The sequence below is a fragment of the Pseudomonas sp. RC4D1 genome (genome assembly GCF_018390395.1).
Lineage (GTDB): Bacteria > Pseudomonadota > Gammaproteobacteria > Pseudomonadales > Pseudomonadaceae > Aquipseudomonas > Aquipseudomonas danubii.
On the sequence record NZ_JAHBAW010000001.1, the window covers coordinates 2,700,209 to 2,725,278 of the forward strand.

At 62.3% G+C, this 25,070-nt stretch carries 23 protein-coding genes; 14 read left to right on the forward strand and 9 right to left on the reverse strand.

Annotated features, from left to right (window positions below; genetic code table 11):
• Positions 1-50: 50 nt before the first annotated feature.
• Positions 51-1,127: an endonuclease/exonuclease/phosphatase family protein gene (locus tag KHO49_RS12455; protein WP_102882316.1), complete on the forward strand. Its 1,077-nt coding sequence runs from the start codon at positions 51-53 to the stop codon at positions 1,125-1,127.
• Positions 1,128-1,134: 7 nt separating this feature from the next.
• On the opposite strand, the gene hrpB is transcribed toward KHO49_RS12455, so the two are convergent.
• A complete protein-coding gene (gene hrpB, locus KHO49_RS12460; protein WP_213665080.1) occupies positions 1,135-3,654 on the reverse strand; it encodes an ATP-dependent helicase HrpB in 2,520 nt (839 codons plus the stop codon).
• A 130-nt stretch (positions 3,655-3,784) separates the two neighbouring features.
• On the opposite strand from hrpB, the gene pmcY reads away from it, so the two are divergent.
• Complete coding sequence (gene pmcY / locus KHO49_RS12465; RefSeq protein ID WP_123390353.1) at positions 3,785-4,204, forward strand: periplasmic Zn2+ metallochaperone PmcY; 420 nt, start codon at positions 3,785-3,787, stop codon at positions 4,202-4,204.
• A 26-nt stretch (positions 4,205-4,230) separates the two neighbouring features.
• Positions 4,231-5,127 (forward strand): cation diffusion facilitator family transporter, encoded by an 897-nt coding sequence (locus KHO49_RS12470; protein ID WP_213665081.1) that lies wholly within the window; start codon positions 4,231-4,233, stop codon positions 5,125-5,127.
• Here KHO49_RS12470 and KHO49_RS12475 read toward each other — a convergent pair.
• Positions 5,121-6,200: a DUF6515 family protein gene (locus KHO49_RS12475; RefSeq protein ID WP_213665082.1), complete on the reverse strand. Its 1,080-nt coding sequence runs from the start codon at positions 6,198-6,200 to the stop codon at positions 5,121-5,123. The two genes, KHO49_RS12470 and KHO49_RS12475, sit on opposite strands and share 7 nt — an antisense overlap.
• Positions 6,201-6,613: 413 nt before the next feature.
• Between KHO49_RS12475 and KHO49_RS12480 the strand changes: the two genes are divergently transcribed.
• Positions 6,614-7,093, forward strand: coding sequence for an Lrp/AsnC family transcriptional regulator (locus KHO49_RS12480; protein WP_102865370.1), 480 nt, complete (start codon positions 6,614-6,616; stop codon positions 7,091-7,093).
• A 104-nt stretch (positions 7,094-7,197) separates the two neighbouring features.
• Complete coding sequence (locus KHO49_RS12485) at positions 7,198-7,407, forward strand: DUF2788 domain-containing protein (RefSeq protein ID WP_003228500.1); 210 nt, start codon at positions 7,198-7,200, stop codon at positions 7,405-7,407.
• Here KHO49_RS12485 and KHO49_RS12490 read toward each other — a convergent pair.
• From KHO49_RS12490 to KHO49_RS12505, 4 genes are all read right to left on the reverse strand, one after another.
• Entirely contained in the window at positions 7,402-7,968 is a 567-nt protein-coding gene (locus KHO49_RS12490) for a pseudouridine synthase (RefSeq protein WP_162884158.1), read from the reverse strand. The two genes, KHO49_RS12485 and KHO49_RS12490, sit on opposite strands and share 6 nt — an antisense overlap.
• Before the next feature lie 146 nt (positions 7,969-8,114).
• A complete protein-coding gene (gene amn / locus KHO49_RS12495) occupies positions 8,115-9,587 on the reverse strand; it encodes an AMP nucleosidase (RefSeq protein ID WP_181430847.1) in 1,473 nt (490 codons plus the stop codon).
• A gap of 137 nt (positions 9,588-9,724) precedes the next feature.
• Positions 9,725-11,377: an acyl-CoA dehydrogenase family protein gene (locus KHO49_RS12500; protein ID WP_102882321.1), complete on the reverse strand. Its 1,653-nt coding sequence runs from the start codon at positions 11,375-11,377 to the stop codon at positions 9,725-9,727.
• Positions 11,378-11,451: 74 nt separating this feature from the next.
• Entirely contained in the window at positions 11,452-13,818 is a 2,367-nt protein-coding gene (locus tag KHO49_RS12505) for a hybrid sensor histidine kinase/response regulator (protein WP_213665274.1), read from the reverse strand.
• 290 nt (positions 13,819-14,108) lie between these two features.
• Here KHO49_RS12505 and KHO49_RS12510 point away from each other — a divergent pair, with 290 nt between their 5' ends.
• The 4 genes from KHO49_RS12510 to KHO49_RS12525 all read left to right on the forward strand — a co-directional run bounded on the left by KHO49_RS12510 (position 14,109) and on the right by KHO49_RS12525 (position 17,626).
• Complete coding sequence (locus KHO49_RS12510) at positions 14,109-14,906, forward strand: hydroxymethylpyrimidine/phosphomethylpyrimidine kinase (RefSeq protein ID WP_042941299.1); 798 nt, start codon at positions 14,109-14,111, stop codon at positions 14,904-14,906.
• Between the two features lie 18 nt (positions 14,907-14,924).
• Entirely contained in the window at positions 14,925-15,548 is a 624-nt protein-coding gene (gene thiE, locus KHO49_RS12515) for a thiamine phosphate synthase (protein ID WP_102882323.1), read from the forward strand.
• A gap of 18 nt (positions 15,549-15,566) precedes the next feature.
• On the forward strand, positions 15,567-16,850 hold the full coding sequence (gene hemL / locus KHO49_RS12520; RefSeq protein WP_102865364.1) for a glutamate-1-semialdehyde 2,1-aminomutase: 1,284 nt from the start codon (positions 15,567-15,569) through the stop codon (positions 16,848-16,850).
• 221 nt (positions 16,851-17,071) lie between these two features.
• Complete coding sequence (locus KHO49_RS12525) at positions 17,072-17,626, forward strand: tetratricopeptide repeat protein (RefSeq protein WP_102865363.1); 555 nt, start codon at positions 17,072-17,074, stop codon at positions 17,624-17,626.
• 47 nt (positions 17,627-17,673) lie between these two features.
• Here the strand turns inward: KHO49_RS12525 and KHO49_RS12530 are convergent, their stop codons facing one another.
• A complete protein-coding gene (locus tag KHO49_RS12530) occupies positions 17,674-18,000 on the reverse strand; it encodes a DUF1820 family protein (protein WP_007927079.1) in 327 nt (108 codons plus the stop codon).
• A 134-nt stretch (positions 18,001-18,134) separates the two neighbouring features.
• On the opposite strand from KHO49_RS12530, the gene miaB reads away from it, so the two are divergent.
• The 5 genes from miaB (at position 18,135) to lnt (ending at position 23,729) form a co-directional block, all read left to right on the forward strand.
• On the forward strand, positions 18,135-19,463 hold the full coding sequence (gene miaB / locus KHO49_RS12535) for a tRNA (N6-isopentenyl adenosine(37)-C2)-methylthiotransferase MiaB (RefSeq protein ID WP_162884095.1): 1,329 nt from the start codon (positions 18,135-18,137) through the stop codon (positions 19,461-19,463).
• A gap of 199 nt (positions 19,464-19,662) precedes the next feature.
• A complete protein-coding gene (locus tag KHO49_RS12540; RefSeq protein WP_102865361.1) occupies positions 19,663-20,682 on the forward strand; it encodes a PhoH family protein in 1,020 nt (339 codons plus the stop codon).
• Positions 20,675-21,133, forward strand: a complete 459-nt coding sequence (gene ybeY / locus KHO49_RS12545; protein WP_102865360.1) for an rRNA maturation RNase YbeY — start codon at positions 20,675-20,677, stop codon at positions 21,131-21,133. The genes KHO49_RS12540 and ybeY overlap by 8 nt, the downstream gene beginning before the upstream one ends.
• Positions 21,134-21,175: 42 nt before the next feature.
• Positions 21,176-22,015: a CorC family transporter gene (locus KHO49_RS12550; RefSeq protein ID WP_011063653.1), complete on the forward strand. Its 840-nt coding sequence runs from the start codon at positions 21,176-21,178 to the stop codon at positions 22,013-22,015.
• Between the two features lie 190 nt (positions 22,016-22,205).
• The gene (lnt, locus tag KHO49_RS12555) at positions 22,206-23,729 is read left to right on the forward strand and encodes an apolipoprotein N-acyltransferase (RefSeq protein WP_102882407.1); all 1,524 of its coding nucleotides are present in this window, start codon (positions 22,206-22,208) and stop codon (positions 23,727-23,729) included.
• A 45-nt stretch (positions 23,730-23,774) separates the two neighbouring features.
• Here lnt and KHO49_RS12560 read toward each other — a convergent pair whose 3' ends face one another.
• Positions 23,775-24,536, reverse strand: a complete 762-nt coding sequence (locus KHO49_RS12560) for a YdcF family protein (RefSeq protein ID WP_102865359.1) — start codon at positions 24,534-24,536, stop codon at positions 23,775-23,777.
• A gap of 123 nt (positions 24,537-24,659) precedes the next feature.
• On the reverse strand, positions 24,660-24,980 hold the full coding sequence (locus KHO49_RS12565) for a hypothetical protein (RefSeq protein WP_102865358.1): 321 nt from the start codon (positions 24,978-24,980) through the stop codon (positions 24,660-24,662).
• Positions 24,981-25,070 lie beyond the last annotated feature (90 nt).

The window sequence follows — 25,070 nt, forward strand, 5'->3', positions numbered from 1 at the left end:
GCGCACTCGGTTATGCTCCGGCCCATCCTGCAACGCCATAAGCCGAGCCGATGACCCGTCTACTGCGCATCACCCTGTTGAGCCTGCTCCTGATCGGCCTGGTACTGACCGGCCTGATCTACAGCCTGACCTGGCGCCCTCTGCCCAAGGAAACCCTGACGGTCAGCTGCAGCGCCCAGGCCACGCCGCTGGTGCCGGGCCAGGCACTCAAGGTGATGACCTGGAACCTGCAGTACCTGGCGGGCAAGCGCTACGTGTTCTGGAACGACCAGGCCCGGGGCGAGGACGAACGTCCGACCCTGGAAGACATGGCCTTCAGCCTCGACGAAGTGGCCCGGGTCATTCGTGACGAACAGCCGGACTTGGTGCTGCTGCAGGAAGTGGACAACGGCGCCAAGGCCAGCGCCTACCAGGATCAACTCAAACTCCTGCAGGAGCGGCTCGCCGACCTCTACCCCTGCAGCACCCAGGCTTACGACTGGAAGGCGGACTTCGTGCCCTCGCCGCACATTTTCGGCAGCGTCGGCCGACAACTGGCGACCCTCAGCCGCTACCGCATCGATCACGCCGAACGCTTGCAACTGCCGGTTGCCCCGCACTCGCTCATCAGCCGGCAATTCCAGCCCAAGGACGCCCTGCTGCTGAGCTACCTGCCCCTGAGCGATGGCGGCCAACTGGTGGTGCTGAACACCCATCTGGAGCGTGCGCAGCGCGCCGACGACACTCAGCACAAGCAGGTGACGGCCATTGCCAAGGTTCTGGACAAACTGGAGAGCCGCGGCACCCCCTGGCTGATTGGCGGCGATTTCAACCTGCTGCCCCTGAGCCAGTACCAACGCCTGAGCGAAGAACAGCGCGCGCCCTACAACGCTGACAGCCCGCTGCACCTGCTGTGGGACAAGTACCCGATGATCCCCAGCAACACTCAGGCCAGTGGCGTCGACCGTGCTCGTTGGCTGACCCACTACCCCAACGACCCGAGCCTCGACGGCCCGGATCGTACGGTGGACTACCTGTTCTACAGCCCACGACTGAAGCGGGTTGAATCCCGAGTACGCCAGGACGACACCCAGCGCATCTCCGACCACCTGCCGGTGCTTGCCCGGTTCCTGTTGCCGGCGTTGTAACCCCGCTCTACTTGCGGGGTTTGATCCGCGCCGTAGCCTCGGCAATCAGTGGATCGTCCGGCCAGTAATGCTTGGGATAACGGCCCTTGAGATCCTTCTTCACCTCGGCGTAAGTGCTGCGCCAGAAGTTCGCCAGATCCTGGGTGACCTGCACCGGACGCCGCGCCGGCGACAGCAAGTGCAACTTGACCACTTGGCGGCCACCGGCAATCCGCGGCGTGTCCGACAGCCCAAACAGCTCCTGCAGGCGCACCGCCAGAATCGGCGGCTGCTCGCTGTAGTCCAGTCGGATCGAGGAGCCCGAGGGCACTGTCAGATGATGCGGAGCCAGCTCGTCCAGGCGCTGGGGCAGCGGCCAGGGCAACAGGTTGTGGACGATGCCGGCCAGCTCCAGGTTGGCAAAGTGGCTGAGTCGCGACACCTTGCCCAGGTAGGGCTGTAACCACTGCTCCAGCCCTGCGAGCAAGGCGCCATCGCTGACATCCGGCCATTGGCTCTCGCCCTTGTCCGCCAGATCCAGCTGCCGCAGCAAGGTCACCCGAGCCTGCCACTGGCGCAGCTCCGGGGTCCAGGGCAGCAGCTCCAGGCCCTTGCGCCGCACCAGATTGACCAGAGCCTGACTACGGGCTGACTCGTCCAGGCCGGTGAGCGGTTCACGGCTGAGTACCAGCTCACCAACCTTGCGTTGACGCTCGGCCCGCAGCACGCCTTCACGCTCGTCCCAATCGAGCTGGTCGACGTTGCGCACCTGCTCTGCCAGCACGGTATCGAACAGGGTCGGATCAAAATCCGCGGCCAGGTAGATGCGCTCCTCACGCTGGCCCTGGCGGCTGCCCAGGTCGGCGATCACCAGCCAGGGCTGCTTCATCAGGTTGTCGGTTTCGCTGAACAGCGCCGCGCGACCGTTGGCCAGTCGATACTCGGCACCACCGGGACGGCGCTGCTGGGCCACCCGGTCGGGATAGGCCAGGGCCAGCAAGGCACCAAGCCAGCGCGGATGCTCGGGATCGGCGACGGCGGCCTCGGGCTGCCCTCGCAGGTAGCCACGGTACTGCCGCGCCAGTTGCCGCGCACGCTGGACACCACCCTGTGCACCACGGGCCGCGCGCTCCTCCCCGGAAAGCAGCACCAGGCGACTGTGCAGGTCGGCGCCGGCACCGCGCAAAATGTCCCGTTCCCCCAGCAGGGCCGCGACGTCGCAGGCCATCTGCGCCAGCCCCAGGGACTGGCCGCGCAACAGCAAGTGGGCAATGCGCGGATGGGCCGGCAACTCGGCCATGGCCTGACCGTGGCGGGTCAATGTGCCGTCATCGTTGAGCGCTCCCAGGCGCTGCAACAGGTCTTGAGCCTGTGCATAAGCGGCGCTGGGAGGCGGGTCCAGCCAGGCCAGCTGATTCGGGGTCACGCCCCAGCGCGCCAGTTGCAGGGCCAGACCGGCCAGGTCGGCCTGAAGGATCTCCGCGCCGGCATAGGCCGCCAGTTGTTCCTGTTGATCCGCCGACCACAAGCGATAGCACACGCCAGGCTCCAGGCGCCCGGCCCGGCCGGCGCGCTGGGTGGCGCTGGCCCGGGAGATGCGCTGGGTGTCGAGGCGGGTCATGCCGCTGCCGGGATCGAAGCGCGGCACTCGGGCCAGCCCGGCGTCCACCACCACCCGCACGCCGTTAATGGTCAGGCTGGTTTCGGCGATGTTGGTGGCCAATACCACTTTGCGCCGCCCCGCCGGGGCCGGATCGATGGCCGCGCGCTGGGCGGCCAGGTCCAGCTCGCCGTGCAGTGGACAGAGCAGAATCTCACTGCGTTGTCCCAAGGACTCGGCCAACTGCTGATGCACTCGACGAATCTCGGCCTGGCCTGGGAGAAACACCAGCAGGCTGCCGCTTTCATCGTTGATGGCTTCAAGCACGGTCTGCACCACCCGCGGTTCGATGAACTCGCCGGGCTGGAACGGCCGCCCCCAGCGCTGGGTCACCGGGAACATGCGCCCCTCACTGCGCAGGATCGGCGCATCGCCCAGCAGCGTGGAAAGACGTTCGCCCTCCAGGGTCGCCGACATCAACAGAATCTTCAGGGGCTGCTCGTCACGAAACAGCTCCCGGCCATTGAGGCTCAAGGCCAGGGCCAGGTCGGCATCCAGGCTGCGCTCGTGAAACTCATCGAAGATCAGCAGGCCAACCCCTTCCAGGGCCGGGTCGTCCTGCAGGCGTCGGGTGAGGATGCCTTCGGTGACCACTTCGATACGGGTCCGCGGGCCGACCTTGCTCTCCAGGCGGATGCGGTAGCCCACGGTTTCACCGACTTTCTCCCCCAGTTCGCTGGCCAGGCGCTCCGCCGCAGCCCGGGCCGCCAGGCGCCGGGGTTCGAGCATGAGGATGGTCTGTCCGGCCAGCCAGTCCTGATCCAGAAGCGCCAGGGGCACACGGGTGGTCTTGCCGGCACCGGGCGGGGCTTCGAGCACCGCTTCATGGCGCGCCGCCAGGGCCTCGCGCAATGCAGGCAAAACTTCATCAATTGGCAAAGAATTCATGCTGGCTCCAAAACAGAGGCGCGAGTATAACGGCGAACTGCCTGGGGTTAATCATGGTCTGAGTGCTGATCGACAAGACTCAATGCCCCGCTCCATTTCGCTTTGTCTGCATATTTACCAGGAGATATCCATGCGTATTCCCCACCGTGTCATTGGCGGCGTTCTGGTGACCACCCTGCTGACCCAACTCACAGCCTGTGGCTCGATCTTCTTTCCCGACCGCCGCGGCCAGATCGACGGCAAGATCGATCCAGTGGTGGTGGTGCTCGATGCCGTGGGCCTGCTGTTCTATGTCATTCCGGGGCTGATCGCCTTTGGCGTCGACTTCGCCACCGGGGCGATCTACCTGGAGCCGGGCAAGACCGCGCAAATCGCGCCGGAAAAACTCCAGCAGGCCATTGGCACCGACGGTAAAGTCGACAACCGCAAACTGCAGGCCATTCTGGAAAGCGAACTGGGGGGCAGCTTCCCTCTGGATGATCCGCGCCTGATCCAGCACAAGGGCAGCGTGCAGCAATTGGCCTTGTACGGTCTGCAGCCTGCAGCCTGACCCCACCTTCAAGGAACCCGCCGCCGATGATTGGCAACCCGGAACACGCTCGCCTCCTGCGCCTGGCCACCCGCGCCTCGGTTACGGTGGCAGGCATCCTGATTGTGACCAAGGCCATCGCCTGGTGGCTCAGTGGCTCGGTGAGCATGCTGGCGGGGCTGACCGACTCGGTGCTCGACGGCTTCACCTCGCTGCTCAATCTGTTGGCGGTGCATTACGCCCTGCGCCCGGCCGATGATGATCACCGCTACGGCCACGGCAAGGCGGAGTCCCTGGCGGGCATGGCCCAGGCGCTGTTCATCGCCGGCAGTGCGGTGCTGATTGGCTTTCAGGCGTTCGAACGCCTGCAGCACCCGGAACCGGTAGGCGCGCCCTGGCTGAGCATCGGGGTGATCGGGCTGTCGTTGGTGCTGACCGTGGCGCTATTGATCCTGCAACATCGGGTGATCCGCGAAACCGGCTCCAACGCGGTACGGGCCGACTCCCTGCACTACCGCTCCGACCTGCTGCTCAATGGCAGCATCCTCCTGGCCCTGGTACTGGCGGCCTTCGGCTGGCATCAGGTGGATGCCTGGTTCGGCCTGGGGATCGCTGTCTACATTCTCTGGAGCGCGATCCAGATCGCCCGGGAAAGTTTCTCGGTGCTGATGGACGAGGAACTGCCCGCCGATGTCAGCCAACACATGCTGGAACTGGCCTGCAGTGTGCCCGGCGTGCTGGGCGCCCATGACTTGCGCACGCGGATTTCCGGCAGCCATTGGTTCGTCCAACTGCACCTGGAACTGCCCGGCGACCTGAGCCTGTCGGTGGCCCACGCCATCAGCGATCAGGCCGCCGACGCGATCCACCAGGCCTATCCACGGGCCGAGGTGCTGGTACACGCCGATCCGCAGGAAGTGGTCGAGGCCGCCAGGGCTCAGTAAGTGACTTGGTAACCCCGCGAGCTCAGGCAGTTGCCCTGGGCCTGACGGTAGGCCTGCACCACTTGCGGGGCCGGCTGGTAGGTTGCGCTGGCCGGATCGAAGCCACTCTGCTGCACCGCCCAGCGATAGCAGTCGTAGCGATCCTGATCGATCTGCTGTGGCGATTGGCCGTTGACCGGGTACGCCAGCACGTCATAGCCATTGCCAGCCGGCTGCTGGTCCGGCGGCGGCACACCCACGGGCGGTTCGACCACGACATACTGCTGGGTGTTGGCTTCATAGGTGTAATAGGCTCCGGCGGCGAGGAAAAACAGCGCGCTGCCGATCCACACTTCCCGTGCGTAGTCAGGCAGGTAGGCCACTCGAATCCCATAAGGCGGGCGCACCACCACATACCGTGGACCTTGTGGACGATACCAGTAGCCCCCCGAGAAAAAGTAATCCTGGCCACGGTAAGGCACCCGGTAATTGCGCTCGGGGAAACGGTCAATCACGTAGCCCGGGCGGTACTGCGGACCTGGCCCCCAGCCGTTGCCATGCCCGTCGGGACGGCCCGGCCAGCGATAGTCGTTGGGGCGACCATGGTCGGGACGCGAGCCTGGACCACCGGCCTGCCAATGCGGGTTGTAATCGTTGCGCCGGGGAATGTCCTGGTAGTAGCCGCGTAGGGGCTCCTGGGTCTGGCGCACGGTATCGGGCCGGCTCTGGATGGGCAGCCCTGGCGCCGGCTGCGGCTGCTGAGGAGCCGGTCGCCCCTGCTGATTGGGATCATGCTGGGGACGGTTCTGCCACTGCCCACCCGGATTCTGGCCGTTGTGTTCGAACTGCCGGCTGTTATCGCCACGAATGATCTCATTCTGCGGACGCGGCTGCTGCGGGGCAGGTTGCGCACGTTCAGGCGAGTTCGCCGGACGGCCCTGATGGCCCTCGCCACGCCCTTCGGGGGCATGCTCACGCTGCCCGTCGGAAGGCGTTCCCTGCAGTCTCTCGTCCCGCTCATCGGCGAGCACTTGCGCGCTGACGCTCACGCACAACACACCAACACCTGCCAAACGCCAGATGCGCGACTTCATGCTATTCCTCACTGCGGATTGGGGCCTGTACCTAAGACTGAAAAAGCCTGGGGCGGTTCTGCAGCAGATTATCAGTCACGAGACTTATTTCGCAGGCAATAAAAAAGGGCGGCCCGTCGGCCACCCTTTGAGATTTTGTCCGTGCTCGACGCTTGTGGCGCCGGCTCACCTCACTCCGTCTTCTGGACAGGGTGTAGCCCGGGGGCCGGATCAACCCTATGGGGTTGGCGGCCGCGGCAGGCCTGATTCGGCGGGCCGCAGTGGACTCTATGTCCGGGCAGTGATTCTGGTGATAAGAATAGGCCTGGGCCGGCGACAGCGGATTGCGAAGATTGCTTGCAAAAACACCTCTTGCGCAATTTTTAACCCAAGATAGATAATTCAACGCAATACTTATGACAAAGGCCTGATTGATGAGCAAACTCGACCGCTATGACCTGAGTATTTTGGCGGAATTGCAACGCGATGCCCGCATCTCCAACCAGGAACTGGCCGAGCGCATCGGTCTGTCGCCCTCGCCCTGCTCGCGCCGGGTCAAGCAACTGGAAGACGACGGTTATATTTCCCGCCAGGTCGCCCTGCTGGACCGCAAGATGCTCGGCCTGAGCCTGACCGCCTACGTATTGATCGGCATGGACCGGCACACGCCGGAACGCTTCGAGAACTTCGAAGCGGCCATCCGCAGCCTGCCCCAGGTACTGGAATGCAGCCTGGTGACCGGTGTGGACGCCGACTACCAGCTCAAGGTGGTGGTGCCGGACATGGATCACTATCAGAAGTTGCTGCTCGGCCACCTGACCCGTATCGACGGCGTGACCAGTGTGCGCTCCAGTTTCGTGCTCAATCAGGTACTCAACAGCACCGAACTGCCCCTGACCCACCTGCGCAGTTGAATAGCGGCTGTGGCGACGTAACGCAGGCAGATCAATGCTCGGCAAGTGTCCCTTGGCGTATACTCGCCCGGCATTTTTTGCCCTGCCTGCAATGGAGATGATCGATGGACCCAGCAGTATTCGAAGAGTGGATGATGACCGGTCTGGTCAGCATCCTGATCATATTCATGGGTTTCATCGTCTGGGACCTGGCCAAGAAGTCCAAGGCCGGACGCTTCGGCTCCTTTATCCTGTTCTTCGTGCTGGGCCTGGGCGTGGCCGCCTTCATCATCAAGAGCGTGGTGATCGGCCTGATCGAATCCGGCGCTCTATAAGCGCGCCGGCACTTCCTTCCACTGGCCCTGATCCAGGCCATCCAGGGTCCAGTCGCCAATCCTGACCCGCACCAGCCGCAAGGTCGGCAAGCCGACGGCAGCGGTCATGCGCCGTACCTGGCGATTGCGCCCCTCACGAATCACCAATTCCAGCCAATGAGTAGGCACGCTCTTGCGAAAACGCACTGGCGGATTGCGCGGCCACAGCTCTGGCTCTTCCAGCCGTCGCGCCTCGGCCGGCAAGGTCATGCCGTCGTTCAACTCCACACCGTCACGCAAGCGCTGTAACTGCTCAGCGCTGGGTTCGCCTTCGACCTGCACCCAATAGGTCTTGGCCAACTTGTGCTTGGGATCGGCGATCCGCGCCTGCAACTGCCCGTCATTGGTCAACAGCAGCAACCCTTCGCTGTCGCGGTCCAGGCGCCCGGCCGGGTAGACCCCGGGAATGGCGATGAAATCCTTGAGCGTCGCCCGTCCCTCGCCATCGCTGAACTGGGTCAGCACGTCGAAAGGCTTGTTGAACAGGATCAGCTTCGGCTCGGCCGGTGGCGCCTTGGCCACGCGCTTGGAGGGAGAAACGGAAAACGGCTTCGCGCCAGGGCGACGGGAAGCAGGACGGGACGGACGGGACATGGGATCAGGAACATTCAGCGATCAGGACCGACAATGCTAGTGGCCTGATCGCCAAATGACCATGGATTAAACGCTTAGCGGAAAGGCGGCTCGTCGAAGCTGCGCAGTTTGCGCGAGTGCAGGGAGTTGAGCTCACTGCGCATCAGGTCCACGGCTTCGATACCGATCTTCAAATGCTGGCTGACCGCCCGCTCGTAGAAGGCATTGGCCGCCCCCGGCAACTTGATCTCACTGTGCAGGGGTTTGTCCGAGACACACAGCAAGGTGCCGTAAGGCACCCGCAGGCGATAGCCCTGGGCCGCGATAGTGCCGCTTTCCATGTCCACCGCCACGGCCCGAGACAGGTTGATGAACGGACGTTCCTCGGCCCAGCGCAGCTCCCAGTTGCGGTCGTCGTAAGTCAGGACGGTGCCGGTGCGTAGGCGCTTCTTCAGTTGCTCGCCCTTCTCTCCAGTGACATTGGCCGCCGCTTGCTGCAACGCCAGCTGGACCTCGGCCAAGGCCGGAATCGGAATGTTCGGCGGCACCACGCGATCAAGAATGCCGTCACGCCGCATGTAGGCGTGAGCCAGGACGTAATCGCCGATGGTCTGGGACTGCCGCAGTCCACCGCAGTGGCCAATCATCAACCAGCAATGAGGGCGCAGCACCGCCAAGTGGTCGGTGATGTTCTTGGCATTGGAGGGGCCGACGCCGATATTCACCAGGGTCACACCGTGGCCATCGCTGGCCTGCAGGTGATAGGCCGGCATCTGGTAGCGATGCCAGACAACACCGGCGGCGATTGCCGAAGCCTCGCCGTGATCCATGCTTTTTTCAATGATCACGTTGCCCGGCAGGACCATGCGCACAAAACGCGGATCACTGCGCAGTTGCTCCAGACCATGGACGATGAACTGGTCGACGTAACGGTGATAGTTGGTCAGCAGGATCCACGGCTGCACATGACGCCAGTCGCTGCCGGTGTAATGCACCAGGCGCCGCAAAGAGAAATCGACCCGCGCCGCATCAAACAGCGCCAAAGGCAGCGGGTGAGTGTTTTCCCAGTCGTAGAGACCGTCGGCGATACCGTCGGTGGCAGCCGACAGGTCGGTGCTGGGGAATACCCGGGCCAGGGCCGCCGCGGTTACGCCGGAACCGGCCAGTTCGTCGCCCTGTTCCACCACATAGGGATAAGGAATGTTCTGCTCGCTGACACCCACTTCCACCGTGACGGTGAAGTCATGCATCAAAGGCACCAGTTGCTCGAGCAGGTAATTACGGAAGGCCGCGGGATGAGTGACGGTGACGCTGTAGGTGCCCGGCAGTTGCACCTTGGCATAAGCCCGGGTGGTCTGCGGAACTTCGCCATGGCAGAGGTAGGTCAGGCGCAATTCGGGATAGCGAAACAGCGCTCTTTGCTCAGCATCCGGCTCGACCCGGTCCTTGAGGTAACGCTTGAGCGCCTGGCTCAGCGCCGTGGTGGCCCGCTCATGCAAAGCAGCAAGCCGATCCACGGCTTGCTCGGCGGTTTGAACGACAATAAAAGCTTCGGTCACGGTAAGCATCCTGTGTTCTGATCTTGCAGGCGTTCATCTTGCCTGCAACACCGCCCCACGGGAACAGCGGAGTTATAGGAGCCGGCGTGTCGGCGCTGGCCATGGCGACAACGCCTCTTCGCCGACAAGCCGGCTGCTACGAAAGGTCAGAAGCCTTGAGGCGTGGAGCGGGCAACAATGGCGGCTACGTCCAGCCCGCGGGGCAAGGTACCGTAGACCCGACCGCTCTGCCCTCCAAGACGACTGGCGATAAAGGCATCGCTGACCACCTCGTTACCGGCCTCAAGCAGGAGCTTGGCCTGCAGGCCCAAGGCAATGTCCTCGGTCAGTTGGCGGGCGCGGTACTGGATGTCGTCGGTGTCCCTGAAGCTGTCCTTGAGCGCCGCAATATGCGCCGCCAGACGCTGCTCGCCATGCCCGTCTCCCAGCTCGGCAAACAATACATCGAGTACCCCGGGCTCTTTCGACAAGGCCCGCAGCACATCCAGGCATTGCACGTTGCCTGAGCCTTCCCAGGTGGAGTTCACCGGCGCCTCGCGGTACAGCCGCGGCAGGATGCTGTCTTCGACATATCCGGCGCCTCCCATGCATTCGGCGGCCTCGTTGATCATGGCCGGGGCGCGCTTGCAGATCCAATACTTGCCCACTGCCGTCACTAGCCGAGAGAACTTCGCTTCCTGGGCATCGTCCTGATGATCCAGGGCTCGTCCCATGCGCATGCTCAAGGCCAGGGCCGCTTCACTTTCCAAGGCCAGGTCGGCCAGCACGTTCTGCATCAGCGGTTGCTCACTGAGCACCCGCCCGCCGACGCGGCGATGGGCACAATGATGGCTGGCCTGGGTCAAGGCCTGGCGCATCAGCGAGCTGGAGCCGACCATGCAGTCAAAGCGAGTCATGGCGACCATTTCGATAATGGTGGGTACGCCGCGCCCCTCGTCACCGATCATCCAGGCCAGAGCGCCGCGGAACTCCACTTCGCTGGAAGCATTGGAGAGGTTGCCCAGCTTGTTCTTCAAGCGCTGGATATAGAACTGGTTGCGGCTGTCATCCGGACGATGACGGGGCAGGAGGAAACAAGTCAGGCCCTTGTCGGTCTGGGCCAGGGTCAGAAAGGCATCGCACATCGGCGCCGAGCAGAACCACTTGTGCCCCACCAATTCATAAGCCTGCCCCGGTCCCGGGGCTCCCACCGGATAGGCTCGGGTGGTATTGGCACGAACGTCGGTCCCGCCCTGCTTCTCGGTCATGGCCATGCCAATCGTCAGCCCGGTCTTGTGCTGCATGCCAACATTACGCGGGTCGTATTGAGTGGCGAGGATCTTCGGCAGCCACTGCTCGGCGATGTCCGGCTGCAGTTTCAGCGCCGGCACGCAGGCAAACGTCATGGTCAACGGGCAACCGCTGCCCGCCTCGGCCTGACTGTGCAGATAGGTCATGGCGGCGCGGGCTACATGAGCCCCCGCTTGTGGGTCGGTCCAGGGCAGTGAGGTCAGCCCGCCCTCGATGGCCGCCTGCATCAACTGGTGATACGCCGGATGAAACTCCACCAGGTCGATCCGGTGACCAAAGCGGTCGTGACTGGAAAAAACCGGTTTGTTCTGATTAGCCAGGAACCCCGCCTCCATCAGCGGACCACCCGCCAGGGCGCCATAGGCATCGACCCGGGATTCGGCCCAGCCGGCATCGAAACGCCGCATCCACTGCTGCAACGGCAGGTCGATCCGATAGAGGTTGGCGCCGTCCAGGGCGGGCGGCTGGTTGGTGACTTCGTGAGTTTCAGCGAACTGGTGGAGGTTCATTGCGGGACTCCTTCAGGGTGTGCCAAGACCCCAGTTAAGCACCCGCTCTACCCCGAACAAAGTGGCATATCAGCCTAAATATCGGCACTTTCGCCTTGCTCAACACAAAGTACCCGCTTCAACAGCACCGCTTGCAGTGCCTCGAATTTCACCGGTTTGCCCAGGCAGTCGGCCCCTGCTGTCGCTGCACAACCTTCAGTACCAGGAGCGCAAGCCAGCAAGATGGGCAGGTGGGCGTATCCGGGCATTGCCTGGGCCTGAAGACGAAATGCCCCCAGTTGCGCTGCAGTGATCTGGCCATCGATCAGCACCGCGCTGACAAGTTCACGCCCCAGCAGTTGCAGCGCATCGGTGGGACTGCCGACGGTGCGAACTCGGTACCCCAGCTTGAGCAACATGCCCCGCACCACCAGTTGATCGACGTCGTTATCGTCCATCAGCAGCACGGTACAGTCCTGGGGCGCACGCCGATGAAGGGCTGTCGGCGCCCGAGGAGTGGGTTCCTGGACATCGAACTCCACCAGCAAGCGGAAACAACTGCCCTGTCCAGGCGTGGACTCATGGGTCAACTGCCCGCCCAGCAAGTCCACTAATTGCCGGCAGATCGCCAGGCCGATGCCCAATCCGCCGTATTCACGCGTCATGGAACCGTCGAGCTGGAAGAAACGCTGGTACAGCGTCGCCTCGTCCAGATTGACAAAACCTATCCCGCTGTCGATCACCTCAAAGCTCAGGCTCACCCGCTCGGCCGAAACAGACCGGGTGACCACCCGCAACACCACGCCACCGGAATGGGTGAACTTGACGGCATTCTCCAGCAGGCACTCCAGGCAATGGCTGAGCTTGCAGCGATCTCCCTGCAAGCGGTCGGGCAGCCCGGCGCTGAGGTCGACCTGAAAGGACAGGGACTTGGCCGCCGCGCTGGCGCCGAACTGGGTTTGCAGTGCGCTGAGCATCGAACGCAGGCTGAACGGCTGGCGCTGGGCGCTGAGCTTGCCGGCTTGCAGTTCGGTCAACGTGAGGATGCCGTTGACCATGCGCATCATGTCCCGTGCCGAGCCGGCGGCGGTCTGCTGGTACTGCTCCATCTCCGGGTCCAGTTCCAGGGTCTGCATCAGCTCAAGCGAGCCGATGACACCGTTCATCGGCGTACGCAACTCGTGGGTCAGGGTAGCCAGGAACTCATCCTTGAGACGGTTACTGTGAGCCAGTTGCTGGTTCAGCACTTCAAGCTTCTGCCCGGCCTCAAGCAGAGTCTGGGCTTGTTGCTCGCGCATCGAATTGATCCGGTCGGCCAGAGCCAGGGACAGAAGCGCCACCTCGATCGCCGAGCCGATCTGGCTGGCGTACATGGTCAGGAATACGTTCGGCAGGTAACCCAGCACCATCAAGGTGTTGATCACCCCTCCAAACAAAAAGGCCGACCAGGCAATGATGAAGTAACGCGCCACCCGCAACCCGCGACACCAGGCGACGATCCCCGCCACATAAATCACCACGGTAAACAGCAGCGCCAAGGTGGTTGCCAGGCGCAAGGCCAGGGCGTAGCTGGTCATCAGTGACAAGGCCATGACCACTGCGCCGAACGCCATCAGCGCCAGCAGCACCCGGTCAACCCAGGGACTGTGCCGGGAGGTCTGCAGGAAACTGCGGGCGAACTGACTGCCGAACAGCCCCGCGGCGCCGATGAAGAATGGCGTCGCCGCATTGGCCCACCAAGGACTGTTGGGCCAGAAGTACTCCACTGCGGCACCGTTGACCGACAGTTGATAAAGACCGAACGAAGCGATGTAGACGATGTAGTAGAGGTAGCTGGTATCACGCACGCTGAGATAGATGAACAGGTTGTACACCAGCATGCCCAGCAACACCCCGTAGATCAGCCCCAGCACGTAGAGCCGCACTGGCTGCGCCTCGAGGTAGGCCGTGTTGGACCAGAGGCTCAGCGGCGCCTGGATCGAACCTTCACTGGCCAGGCGCAAATAGACAGTCTTGTGCTCATGGGGGGAGAAATTCAGGTTGAACAGGTAATTGTTCTGGCGAATCTGTCGGCTGTCGAATGGCAAGGCATCGCCGGTGCGCTCCGCCAGACGAAAGCCACCGGCTTCATCGGGGACGTACAGATCCAGGTGATCCAGGGGCGGATAGGCCAGTTCCAGCAACCAGCTGCGCTGTGCCGTGGGATTGCCGGGGCGGTATTGAAGGTCGATCTTCAGCCAGAAGGCCGAACGAGAGTAACCGGCATTGAGGGTATCTTTATCGTGGGGTTTGAAGTGCTCAGCCATCGGCCCCGAACTGACCTCGGCAATTGTCGCTTCGCCACCCACGTCTTCGAGTACTTGCATCACTCGGCCCAAGGGCAGGCGTTGAGTGAACTCGTCGAACTCGACGGCGCCAGCCAGCATCGGCAAGCTCAACAGCAACATCAGCAAATAGCGCATAAAGCCCCAGCGTGGCTTGTCCGGTGGTGTCAGGAAGTCCCCCATTTCCCTTGAGCAGACGCAAGACCGGCATGACCTGTTATTGGTTTGAATGCACTCTAGCATAGCCGTTGATGGCCAATGAACACCATTGAAAATTTTAGTCTAAAGGCTCTAGAACGGGCCTTTCAGCGCAATCCAGCGAGCTAGAGCTGTTGCATCGGTCAAGAAGATCGAACACGGCAAAGCGACAACTTCCATTGCGCACCAGGCGCCGCGAAAAAAAGCGTTTGGTGGTAAGCTCGCCGCCCATGAATATCTACAGCTCTCGCCCCGTTGTCCTCTGTCTCTCCGGCCACGACCCCAGTGGTGGCGCCGGCTTGCAGGCAGATATCGAAGCCCTGCTGGCTCAGGGTTGTCACGCAGCTCCGGCTGTCACCGCCCTGACCGTGCAAGACACGGTCAACGTCAGCGATTTCCGCGTTCTGGATCGCGAGTGGGTATTGGCCCAGGCCAATGCCGTGCTCAACGACTCCACTGTCGCCGCGGTCAAGCTGGGCATGCTGGGCTCCCTGGAGATGGTCGACACCGTGGTCGAACTGCTCCAGGCGCACCCACACCTGCCCCTGGTGTGCGACCCGGTGCTGCGCGCCGGCGGCGGTGGCCGTCTGGGCAAGGATGAAGTGGGCTACGCCATGCGCGAACGCCTGCTGCCCCTGGCCACCATTGCCACTCCCAACCTTCCCGAAGCCCGAATTCTTGCGGAACTGCCAGAAGGCAGCGCCGACCAATGCGCTGAAAAACTCCTGCCGTTCGTCAAGCACCTGCTGATCACCGGCGGCCATGGCGATGAACACGAAGTGCACAATCGCCTGTACAGCCGTGACGGCCTGCGCGAGACCTACACCTGCCAGCGTCTGCCGGGCAGCTACCACGGCTCCGGCTGCACCCTGGCCAGTGCCCTGGCCGGACGTCTGGCCCAAGGCGAACATCTGGCCAGCGCCGTAAAGTCGGCCCTGGACTACACCTGGCGCACCCTGCGCGACGCCGAGCAACTGGGCCGCGGCCAGTTTGTCCCGCGCCGCTTGCCGTTGGATTTCTGCTCGTAATGTCATGAGGCCCGCTCAATGAAACTACGTGGTCTGTACGCCATCACCGACAGCCAGCTGTTGGCCGGCAAGTTCCTGAAGTACGTGGAGGCGGCGCTGGAAGGCGGCGTCACCCTGTTGCAGTACCGCGATAAGAGCGACGACCAGGCCCGCCGCCTGCGGGAAGCCGAAACCCTGCTGACCCTGTGCGAACGCTACAAGACCCGCCTGATCATCAACGATGACGCCGAGCTGGCGGCACGCATCGGTGCCGGCGTGCATCTGGGCCAGAGCGACGGTCCCCTGACGCCGGCCCGGGCCCTGCTGGGGCGCCAGGCCATTATCGGTTCGACCTGCCACGACCAATTGCCACTGGCCGAGCAAGCCGCGAAGGAAGGCGCCAGCTATGTCGCCTTCGGCCGCTTTTTCAATTCCACCACCAAACCCGGCGCGCCCACGGCCAGCCTGGAGTTGCTGGATCAGGCCCGGGCCAGCCTGCATCTGCCGATCTGCGTGATTGGCGGCATCACCCTGGAAAATGCCGCCCCCCTGGTGAACCACGGCGCCGACCTGCTGGCGGTGGTTCACGGCCTGTTCGGCGCCGATAGCGCCGACGAAGTGACCCGTCGCGCCCGCGCCTTCAACGCCCTATTCAACAGCTGATTTTTTGAGAGCCCGATCATGTCCCGTTCCGAAACCCTGTTTGCCGACGCCCAGAAACACATCCCTGGTGGCGTCAACTCGCCGGTCCGCGCCTTCAAGAGCGTGGGCGGCACCCCGCTGTTCTTCAAGCACGCCGAAGGTGCCTACGTCACTGACGAAGACGACAAGCGCTATGTCGACTATGTCGGGTCCTGGGGCCCGATGATTCTCGGCCACAGTCACCCGGACGTGCTGGACGCGGTACGCAAGCAGCTGGAGCATGGCCTGTCCTACGGCGCCCCGACTGCCATGGAAACCGAAATGGCCGATCTGGTGTGCTCCATCGTTCCCTCCATGGAAATGGTGCGCATGGTCAGCTCCGGCACTGAAGCCACCATGAGCGCGATTCGCCTGGCCCGTGGCTTTACCGGCCGCGACAGCATCATCAAGTTCGAAGGCTGCTACCACGGGCATTCCGACAGTCTGCTGGTCAAGGCCGGTTCCGGCGCCCTGACTCAAGGCGTACCCAGCTCTGCCGGTGTACCTGCAGCTTTCGCCAAACACACGCTGACCCTGCCCTTCAACGACATCGCTGCAGTGGAAAAAATGCTGGCGGAAGTGGGCCAAGAAGTGGCCTGCATCATCGTCGAGCCTGTGGCCGGCAACATGAACTGTGTGCCGCCGGCGCCGGGCTTCCTCGAGGGGCTGCGCACTCTTTGCGACCAACACGGCGTAGTGCTGATCTTCGACGAAGTGATGACCGGCTTTCGTGTCGCTTTAGGCGGCGCCCAGGCCCATTACGGCGTGACTCCAGACCTGTCCACCTTCGGCAAGATCATCGGCGGCGGCATGCCAGTGGGCTGCTTCGGCGGCAAACGCAAGATCATGGAACACATTGCGCCCCTGGGTCCGGTCTACCAGGCCGGCACCCTGTCCGGTAACCCGCTGGCCATGGCTGCCGGCCTGACCACCCTGCGCCTGATCAGCCGCCCGGGCTTCCACGCCGAACTGAGCGACTACACCAGCCGCCTGCTCGAAGGCTTGCAGCAACGCGCCGATGCCGCGGGCATTCCGTTCGTCACCACTCAGGCGGGCGGCATGTTCGGCCTGTACTTCAGTGGCGCCGACGATATCGTCACCTTTGACGATGTGATGGCCAGCGATGCCAACCTGTTCAAGCGCTTCTTCCACCTGATGCTGGAAGGCGGCGTGTACCTGGCGCCAAGTGCCTTTGAGGCCGGTTTCACCTCGATCGCCCACGGCGAGACTGAGCTGCAACTGACCCTGGATGCCGCAGAGCGCGCATTTGCCGCCCTGAAATAAGCGCTACATGGCTGGCATGGTGATCAACCATGCCAGCTTCGTGCTTTACTCGAACTTTCCCTTGGCAAAGGGGGAAATACGCGGCAAACCAGCGGATATCGCGGCCACGCAGCAGAAAAACGAGTAAAGACTTTGTAAGGTTGGCCCTGCTTATTTCATAATGCGCGCTTATTGGACCCCCTCGCCGGGTCCGCGCGCCCCTCAGAGGTAAGTCGATTCCCATGAACCGCACCGGCCGCGCCCTGACATTGGGCTGCCTGTTGCTCCTTCAGCCCCTGCTCGCGCACGCACAAGCAGGCGGCAACTCGTTGTTGATCCCAGCGATGGGTCGCTGCACCCTCGATCCCCAGGCACAGGAACAGGCCGAGGCGCTAGCCGCGTGCCAGAAAGCCGCCGATGAAGGGGACGCACAGGCGCAATACGAGTTGGGTGAGTTCTACTACGAGGGTAAAGGCGCGCCGCAGGACCTCAATCAAGCCCTGAGCTATTTCGAAAAGGCCTCGTTGCAAGGCCATGCCCAGGCGCAGTTCAAGCTCGGCACCATGTTCTTCCACGGTGAAGGCGTGCCGGCCAACAACGTTCAAGCCTACATCGTGCTGAAGATGGCTGCGGTCAACGGTGCCGAAGACGCCCTGGACACCGCCGACGAAGTCGCCGAGCACATGCAGCGTGACGAACTGGAAGTTGCGACCCAGGTGCTGGGGCAGATCTTCCGTAAATACCTGATGGAACTGCAAAGCGCCGATGGGCGTTCGCCTTTCTCGCCCCTGCCGTAACACCTTCGCGTCACTCACCGGCAAACTGGCGCCTACGCAAACCAGGCTTACTTTTCGGGCATTGGCATCGGGAACGGCATGACGTTGCTTACGCCGCGGGCCTCGCTGATCTTAGGTGTGCCCAGGCGCTCCACTTCGTCGATGCGCACAATCGAATGCATCGGCACAAAACTGCGCACAACGCCCTCGAATTGAGCCTTGAGTTTTTCTTCGCTCGGATCGACGACCACTTGCGTGCGCTCGCCAAAGACGAACTCTTCCACTTCCAGAAAACCCCACAGATCACTTTGATAGATCTGCTTGGCGTACATTTCGAACACCTGGCCCTGGTTGAGAAAAATCACCTTATAGATTGGGGCTTCACGTTTGGTCATGGTGGGCGGGCAACACATCGGGGGATAAAAATAGGGCGCGAACTATAGCATAGCTACCCGATGCACAACGCTAGGAACCTGTAGGTATGGCCCCTATAATGCGCGGTTCTTTGAATCACGTGAGACCGAGGTCCATGGCCAAGAAGCTTTACATCGAAACCCACGGTTGCCAGATGAACGAGTACGACAGCTCGCGCATGGTGGACCTGCTGGGTGAACATCAGGCCCTGGAAGTCACCGCCCGCGCCGAAGACGCTGACGTCATCCTGCTCAACACCTGCTCCATTCGCGAGCGCGCCCAGGACCGGGTTTACTCGCAACTGGGTCGCTGGCGCGAGCTGAAGCTGGCCAACCCGGACATGGTGATCGCCGTCGGTGGCTGCGTGGCCAGTCAGGAAGGCGCGGCCATCCGTGATCGTGCGCCCTACGTGGACGTGGTCTTCGGCCCGCAGACGCTGCACCGCCTGCCGGAAATGATCGACGTCGCTCGCGCCACCAAACTGCCGCAAGTGGATGTCTCATTCCCGGAAATCGAAAAGTTCGACCATCTGCCCGAGCCGCGCATCGACGGCCCCAGCGCCTATGTGTCGGTGATGGAAGGCTGCAGCAAGTACTGCACGTTCTGCGTAGTGCCTTACACTCGCGGCGAAGAAGTCAGCCGGCCATTTGACGACGTGATCGCCGAGATCATCCACCTGGCGGAAAACGGTGTGCGTGAAGTCACCTTGCTGGGCCAGAACGTCAACGGCTACCGGGGTCAGACCCACGACGGACGCATGGCGGACCTGGCCGAGTTGATCCGCGTAGTGGCCGCTGTCGATGGTATCGAACGAATTCGCTACACCACCTCGCACCCTCTGGAGTTCTCCGACAGCCTGATCCAGGCTCATGCCGAAGTACCAGAGCTGGTGAAACACCTGCACCTGCCGGTGCAATCGGGCTCGGACCGCATTCTGGCGGCGATGAAACGCAACCACACAGCTTTGGAATACAAGTCCAAGCTGCGCAAGCTACGGGCGGCAGTCCCGGGAATCTGCATCAGTTCGGACTTTATCGTCGGTTTCCCCGGCGAGACGGAGAAAGACTTCCAGCAGACCATGAAGCTGATCGAGGACGTAGGCTTCGACTTCTCCTACTCCTTTATCTACAGCCAGCGCCCAGGTACCCCGGCTGCAGACCTCGCCGACGACACACCCGAAGCGCTGAAGAAGGAGCGCCTGAACGCACTGCAGCATCGCCTGAACCAGCAAGGATTCGAGATCAGCCGACAAATGGTCGGCTCGACCCAACGCATTCTGGTCACCGATTACTCCAAGAAAGACCCTGGCGAATTGCAGGGCCGTACCGAGAACAACCGAATCGTCAACTTCCGTTGCGACAATCCCACACTGATCGGCCAGTTCGCCGACGTGCACATCGATTCGGCTCAGCCCCATTCGCTACGCGGCTCGCTGTTATCGTAAGCACTGACTTGTGTAGGAGCGGGCTTGTGCAGGAGCGGGCTTGCCGGCGAAGAAACCTTCAAGAGCACCTTCGCCGGCGAGCCGACTCCTACAAAGAAAGCATCACCGGCCATTGCACCGCATAAGAGCTTTCGCACCCAGGCCGCTGGCGTTATCCTTGAATTCATCTTAATTGCCGTTGGGCGGCTAAAAAACGACCTTGAACGCACCCATAGAACCTCATCGTTTCATCCTCGAGCCCTTCGAGGCTCGCCGCTTCGCCAATCTGTGCGGGCAATTCGACGAGCATTTGCGCTTGATCGAACAGCGCCTGATGATCGAGATCCGCAACCGCGGCAATCAGTTCGAGCTGATTGGCGAACCCAAGCACACCACCTCCGCGGAAAATCTTCTGCGCCGTCTCTACCGGGAAACCAAGGGCACCGAGCTATCGCCGGACCTGGTACACCTGTTCCTCCAGGAATCCGCCGTGGAAGAGTTGGACAACCCATCGGTGGCCGATGCCGCCATAGCCCTGCGCACCAAGAAAGGCATGATTCGCCCTCGCGGCCTGAATCAGCAGCGCTATGTCAAAGAAATCCTCGGCAATGACATCAACTTCGGTATTGGCCCGGCCGGTACCGGCAAGACCTACCTCGCGGTGGCTTGCGCCGTAGATGCCCTGGAGCGCGAGCAAGTGCGGCGCATCCTGTTGGTGCGGCCAGCCGTGGAAGCGGGCGAGAAGCTCGGTTTCCTGCCCGGCGATCTGGCACAAAAAATCGACCCGTACCTGCGCCCGCTGTATGACGCGCTGTATGAAATGCTCGGTTTCGAACAGGTGGCCAAGCTGATCGAGCGTCAGGTCATCGAGATCGCGCCTCTGGCCTACATGCGCGGCCGGACCCTGAACAACAGCTTCATCATCCTCGACGAAAGCCAGAACACCACCGTGGAACAGATGAAAATGTTCCTCACCCGAATCGGTTTCGGCTCCACCGCAGTGATCACCGGCGACATCACCCAGGTCGACCTGCCCAAGGGCACCAAGTCGGGCCTGGCCCAAGTGATCAACGTGCTCAAGGATGTACCCGGCATCAGCTTCACTCACTTCATGCCCAAGGACGTGGTGCGCCATCCACTGGTGCAACGCATTGTCGAAGCCTATGAACGCTTCGAGCTGCGAGCCGAGGACGAGGCCGCCAAGGCTTCAGCCGACAGAGGCAACCGCCGCGATGCTTGAGCTTGACCTGCAACGCGCCAGCCAGCAGCCGGCCCCCAGCGATGAAGAGTTCCGCCAGTGGTGCGAGCTGGCTCTGCGCCAGCGCACCGCCGATTCGGAACTGACCATCCGCCTGGTGGACGAAGACGAAGGCCGTGAGCTGAATCACACCTGGCGTCACAAAGATTACGCAACCAATGTGCTGTCATTTCCTGCCGACGTGCCGGATGAACTGCTGGATATCCCCTTGCTGGGGGACCTGGTGATCTGCATTGCGGTGGTCGAACGCGAGGCCGCCGAACAAGGCAAGGAACTTAAGGCCCACTGGGCCCATCTGGTCATTCACGGCTGCTTGCATCTGTTGGGTTACGACCATATAGATGATGACGAAGCCGAAGAAATGGAAGCACTGGAACGAACGTTGCTTGCTGAGCTGGGTCACCCCGACCCGTATGCAGACGACGAAAGCTGATCAACAACCACCTGTAACAACCAAGGATTCAGAGCAATCGCTATGAGCGAAGATCGATCGAGCAACGGGCAAAAGTCATGGCTGGGCAAACTGACCCAGGCTTTTGCCCATGAGCCGAAAAACCGCCAGGAGCTGCTGGAGCTGCTGCGCGAAGCCCATCAGAACAAATTGCTGGACAGCGAAGCGCTGGCCATCGTTGAAGGCGCCATTCAGGTAGCTGACCTGCAAGTCCGGGACATCATGGTTCCGCGCTCGCAGATGATCAGCATCAAGGCGACCCAGACACCCCGGGAGTTCCTGCCTGCAGTCATCGATTCGGCGCACTCGCGCTACCCGGTGATCGGCGAAAGCCATGACGACGTGATGGGCGTCCTGCTGGCCAAGGACCTGCTGCCGCTGATCCTCAAGGAGAATGGCGACAGCTTCAACATCAAGGACCTGCTGCGCCCGGCGACCTTCGTCCCCGAGTCCAAGCGCCTGAATGTGCTGCTGCGCGAGTTCCGCGCCAACCACAACCACATGGCCATCGTCATCGACGAATACGGCGGTGTGGCGGGCCTGGTGACCATCGAAGACGTGCTGGAACAGATCGTCGGCGACATTGAGGACGAGCATGACGTCGAGGAAGACAGCTACATCAAACCGCTTCCCAGCGGCGACTTCCTGATCAAGGCGCTGACGCCGATCGAGAACTTCAACGAGTTTTTCGACAGCGACTTCTCCGATGACGAGTTCGATACCGTGGGCGGCCTGGTGATGAGTGCTTTCGGCCACTTGCCAAAACGCAACGAAATCACTGAAATCGGCGCCTATCGCTTCCGCGTGCTCAACGCCGACAGCCGGCGGATTCATCTGCTGCGCCTGACCCCTATCTCCCGCTAGGGACAAGGGGCATCAGCCCTCCCCCGCACAGAATCATCGTCCCCAGGCCAACGACCTGGCCTGGGGACGACAGATCTCGGGGGCGGACTGTCAAACAGCGCTGCAGGATTCGCCGCTCATCTGAATCCACCCACCCCATCTCCTCGCGCCCCGCCCGGCGCGAAACAGGAAAGAGCTGATGAAACGCCTCTTGCAGCGCTCAACCCGACCCGGCTGGCCCGGCAACCTGCTGGCCGTTGCAGCCGGCGCCATTACCACCCTGGCCTTGGCGCCCTATGACATCTGGCCGCTGGCGCTGCTGGCGGTAGGACTGTTCTATGCCGGTCTGCGGGAGCTCACGCCCCGCCAGGCCCTGGGCCGTGGCTGGTGCTTCGGCTTCGGCCTGTTCGGCGCCGGTACCAGTTGGATCTACGTCAGCATCCACACCTACGGCGGCGCGTCGGCTTTGCTCGCCGGTGTGCTGATGCTGGCCTTCATCGCCGCCATTGCCTGGTTCTTTGCCCTGCCCGCCTGGCTCTGGGCCCGCTGGCTGCGGCGCAACGAAGCACCGCTGGCGGATGCTCTGGCTTTCGCTGCCCTGTGGCTGGGGCAGGAAGCGTTTCGCGGCTGGTTCCTTACCGGCTTCCCCTGGCTCTACTCCGGCTACAGCCAGCTCGACGGTCCCCTGGCCGGACTCGCGCCTGTGGGCGGCATCTGGCTGATTTCCTTCTCCCTGGCGTTGACCGCTGCATTGCTCTACAACCTGCCGCGCCTGATCAAGGCCGGACGCAAGGGGTTTATCGCCGCCGGCCTGTTGCTGCTGGCTGCGCCCTGGGCAGTTGGCCTGGCACTCAAAGGTCACGCCTGGACCAGCCCTTCGGGTGATCCGCTTTCGGTCGCCGCCATTCAGGGCAATATCGAACAAAGCATGAAATGGGACCCGGCCGAGCTCAATGCCCAACTGGCTCTGTACCGCGACATGAGTTTCAGCAGCAAGCGGGTAGACCTGCTGGTCTGGCCGGAAACCGCGGTTCCGGTGCTCAAGGAGTCCGCCGAGGGCTACCTGACGATGATGGGCAACTTTGCCGCCGACCGTCATTCCGCACTGATTACCGGCGTTCCGGTGCGCCAACTGGTGCACCATGAAAAACGCTACTTCAACGGCATCACCGTGACCGGCGAAGGCGATGGCACCTACCTGAAACAAAAACTGGTGCCCTTTGGCGAGTATGTGCCCCTGCAGGAGCTGCTGCGTGGCCTGATCGACTTCTTCAACCTGCCAATGTCGGATTTTGCCCGCGGTCCGGCCGACCAGCCGTTACTGCAAGCCAAGGGGTATCAGATTGCGCCGTTCATCTGTTACGAAGTGGTCTACCCTGAGTTCGCCGCCGGTCTTTCGGCCCGCAGCGACCTGCTGCTGACCATCAGCAACGACACCTGGTTCGGCACCTCCATCGGCCCTCTTCAGCATTTGCAGATGGCGCAGATGCGCGCTCTGGAAGCCGGACGCTGGATGATCCGCGCCACCAACAACGGAGTCACCGGGCTGATTGATCCGTTCGGCAAGATCACCGTGCAGATTCCACAGTTCGAACGGGGCATTCTCTATGGCGAAGTGGTGCCCATGCATAACCTGACACCGTACTTGCAGTGGCGCTCATGGCCACTGGCAGTGCTCTGCGCCCTGCTGTTTGGCTGGGCCTTGTTGGCCAGCCGCATCGCCAAGACCGTTTAGAAACCTTCGCCCGCAAGCCGGCTCCGACTGGAGTCGGCCCTGTGATCAGCGATAAAAGAGGCGATAACCTAACTGGCCCACCGCCTCGTTCAGCAACTGGCCGCTCTGCCAGATTGACTTGAACTCCGGCATCCAGCCTCCCAACGGCCGGGCGTTGTCCACGCCCAGAAAACCTACCGGTGCTGGCACCACAACAAACCCTGCGCGCTCAAAACTCCAGACCGAACGTGGCATGTGCCAGGCCTGGGTCACGACCACCACGCGCTTGATACCCAGTGGCTGCAAGACTTCGGCGCTGAACTGGGCGTTTTCCCAGGTGGTGCGGCTACGACCTTCCTGCCAGCGCACGCTCACGCCAAAGTCATTGAGCAGCGATTCGGCCATCAGCGCAGCTTCGGTGGGCGGCGTACCGTAATGCAGGCCGCCGCTGGTCAATAGGGGCAGCCCGGAAGCCTTGGCCAGCCGCGCGGCATAACGCTCGCGCTCCAACCCCACGCCCGTGGGCTGATCAGAACCCCAAGCCGGATCACCCCGCTCACGGCCGGAACCCAGGACCACGATCGCGTCCGCCTGCTCTGCCAGGCTGGCCCATTGGCTCTGTGGCAAGGGCGGCAAACGTTCAAGCCCACGGGCACCCCACTCCACCATTACCGGCAGGCTCATCAACCAGAAGCCGCCCAACCCCAGGACAAAGCACCATCGCGCCAGCCGAGGCCTGGACCGACGCAGACTCCAGGCCAGTAGAAGCAACAGCAAGAGAATGCCGGGCGGCAGCAGTAACTGTTTGATGAAATAACGAAAAGGCATCGAGCATCTCCAAAAGATGCTCGAAGCCTAAAGGGGATACCCATGCGGCAACAACCGCTGCCAGACACTTTCGCTTTCGAGGTCCTCGGCAACGACCTCTCAACCCAATGAAGGGCTCGGGACCTACTTGAACTGCTGGGACCGGACGCTTACCGAATCCCTGAGGGGCGCCTGATCCTTCAACCAGATGACCTTGGCCGAACGGGGCCTTTCCTGGTGTTGCGGACTGCCCGATACATTGACCTGCATTTCATGCTGACTGCGGGCCAGGTAGGCCCTGATCAACTCGAACTCAGCAGGGCTCAACCCCCGCAGCTCCAACTCGACCGGCCGTTCATTGCGCAGTCGATCCGCAGTTCTTGCCGCATCCAGGGCCAGAGCCAGTCGATTCAGCAGCCTTTCATACACCTCCGGTTCTGTTACTTTTCGCTGCGACTCAAGCATCCGTTCACCTCATCGAAGATAAGAATCACTCCCCTTTTTGAGCTTAGTCGGACAGCTGGAAGCGACGCGCCGCCGCGACCAACGGCCCGC

What these genes read in the sequence shown, in the direction of transcription:
- KHO49_RS12455 (WP_102882316.1), top strand. Translation starts at nt 51, where the DNA reads ATGACCCGTCTACTGCGCATCACCCTGTTGAGCCTGCTCCTGATCGGC.
- hrpB (WP_213665080.1), bottom strand. Translation starts at nt 3,654, where the DNA reads ATGAATTCTTTGCCAATTGATGAAGTTTTGCCTGCATTGCGCGAGGCC.
- pmcY (WP_123390353.1), top strand. Translation starts at nt 3,785, where the DNA reads ATGCGTATTCCCCACCGTGTCATTGGCGGCGTTCTGGTGACCACCCTG.
- KHO49_RS12470 (WP_213665081.1), top strand. Translation starts at nt 4,231, where the DNA reads ATGATTGGCAACCCGGAACACGCTCGCCTCCTGCGCCTGGCCACCCGC.
- KHO49_RS12475 (WP_213665082.1), bottom strand. Translation starts at nt 6,200, where the DNA reads ATGAAGTCGCGCATCTGGCGTTTGGCAGGTGTTGGTGTGTTGTGCGTG.
- KHO49_RS12480 (WP_102865370.1), top strand. Translation starts at nt 6,614, where the DNA reads ATGAGCAAACTCGACCGCTATGACCTGAGTATTTTGGCGGAATTGCAA.
- KHO49_RS12485 (WP_003228500.1), top strand. Translation starts at nt 7,198, where the DNA reads ATGGACCCAGCAGTATTCGAAGAGTGGATGATGACCGGTCTGGTCAGC.
- amn (WP_181430847.1), bottom strand. Translation starts at nt 9,587, where the DNA reads ATGCTTACCGTGACCGAAGCTTTTATTGTCGTTCAAACCGCCGAGCAA.
- KHO49_RS12500 (WP_102882321.1), bottom strand. Translation starts at nt 11,377, where the DNA reads ATGAACCTCCACCAGTTCGCTGAAACTCACGAAGTCACCAACCAGCCG.
- KHO49_RS12505 (WP_213665274.1), bottom strand. Translation starts at nt 13,818, where the DNA reads ATGCGCTATTTGCTGATGTTGCTGTTGAGCTTGCCGATGCTGGCTGGC.
- KHO49_RS12510 (WP_042941299.1), top strand. Translation starts at nt 14,109, where the DNA reads ATGAATATCTACAGCTCTCGCCCCGTTGTCCTCTGTCTCTCCGGCCAC.
- thiE (WP_102882323.1), top strand. Translation starts at nt 14,925, where the DNA reads ATGAAACTACGTGGTCTGTACGCCATCACCGACAGCCAGCTGTTGGCC.
- hemL (WP_102865364.1), top strand. Translation starts at nt 15,567, where the DNA reads ATGTCCCGTTCCGAAACCCTGTTTGCCGACGCCCAGAAACACATCCCT.
- KHO49_RS12525 (WP_102865363.1), top strand. Translation starts at nt 17,072, where the DNA reads ATGAACCGCACCGGCCGCGCCCTGACATTGGGCTGCCTGTTGCTCCTT.
- KHO49_RS12530 (WP_007927079.1), bottom strand. Translation starts at nt 18,000, where the DNA reads ATGACCAAACGTGAAGCCCCAATCTATAAGGTGATTTTTCTCAACCAG.
- miaB (WP_162884095.1), top strand. Translation starts at nt 18,135, where the DNA reads ATGGCCAAGAAGCTTTACATCGAAACCCACGGTTGCCAGATGAACGAG.
- ybeY (WP_102865360.1), top strand. Translation starts at nt 20,675, where the DNA reads ATGCTTGAGCTTGACCTGCAACGCGCCAGCCAGCAGCCGGCCCCCAGC.
- KHO49_RS12550 (WP_011063653.1), top strand. Translation starts at nt 21,176, where the DNA reads ATGAGCGAAGATCGATCGAGCAACGGGCAAAAGTCATGGCTGGGCAAA.
- KHO49_RS12560 (WP_102865359.1), bottom strand. Translation starts at nt 24,536, where the DNA reads ATGCCTTTTCGTTATTTCATCAAACAGTTACTGCTGCCGCCCGGCATT.
- KHO49_RS12565 (WP_102865358.1), bottom strand. Translation starts at nt 24,980, where the DNA reads ATGCTTGAGTCGCAGCGAAAAGTAACAGAACCGGAGGTGTATGAAAGG.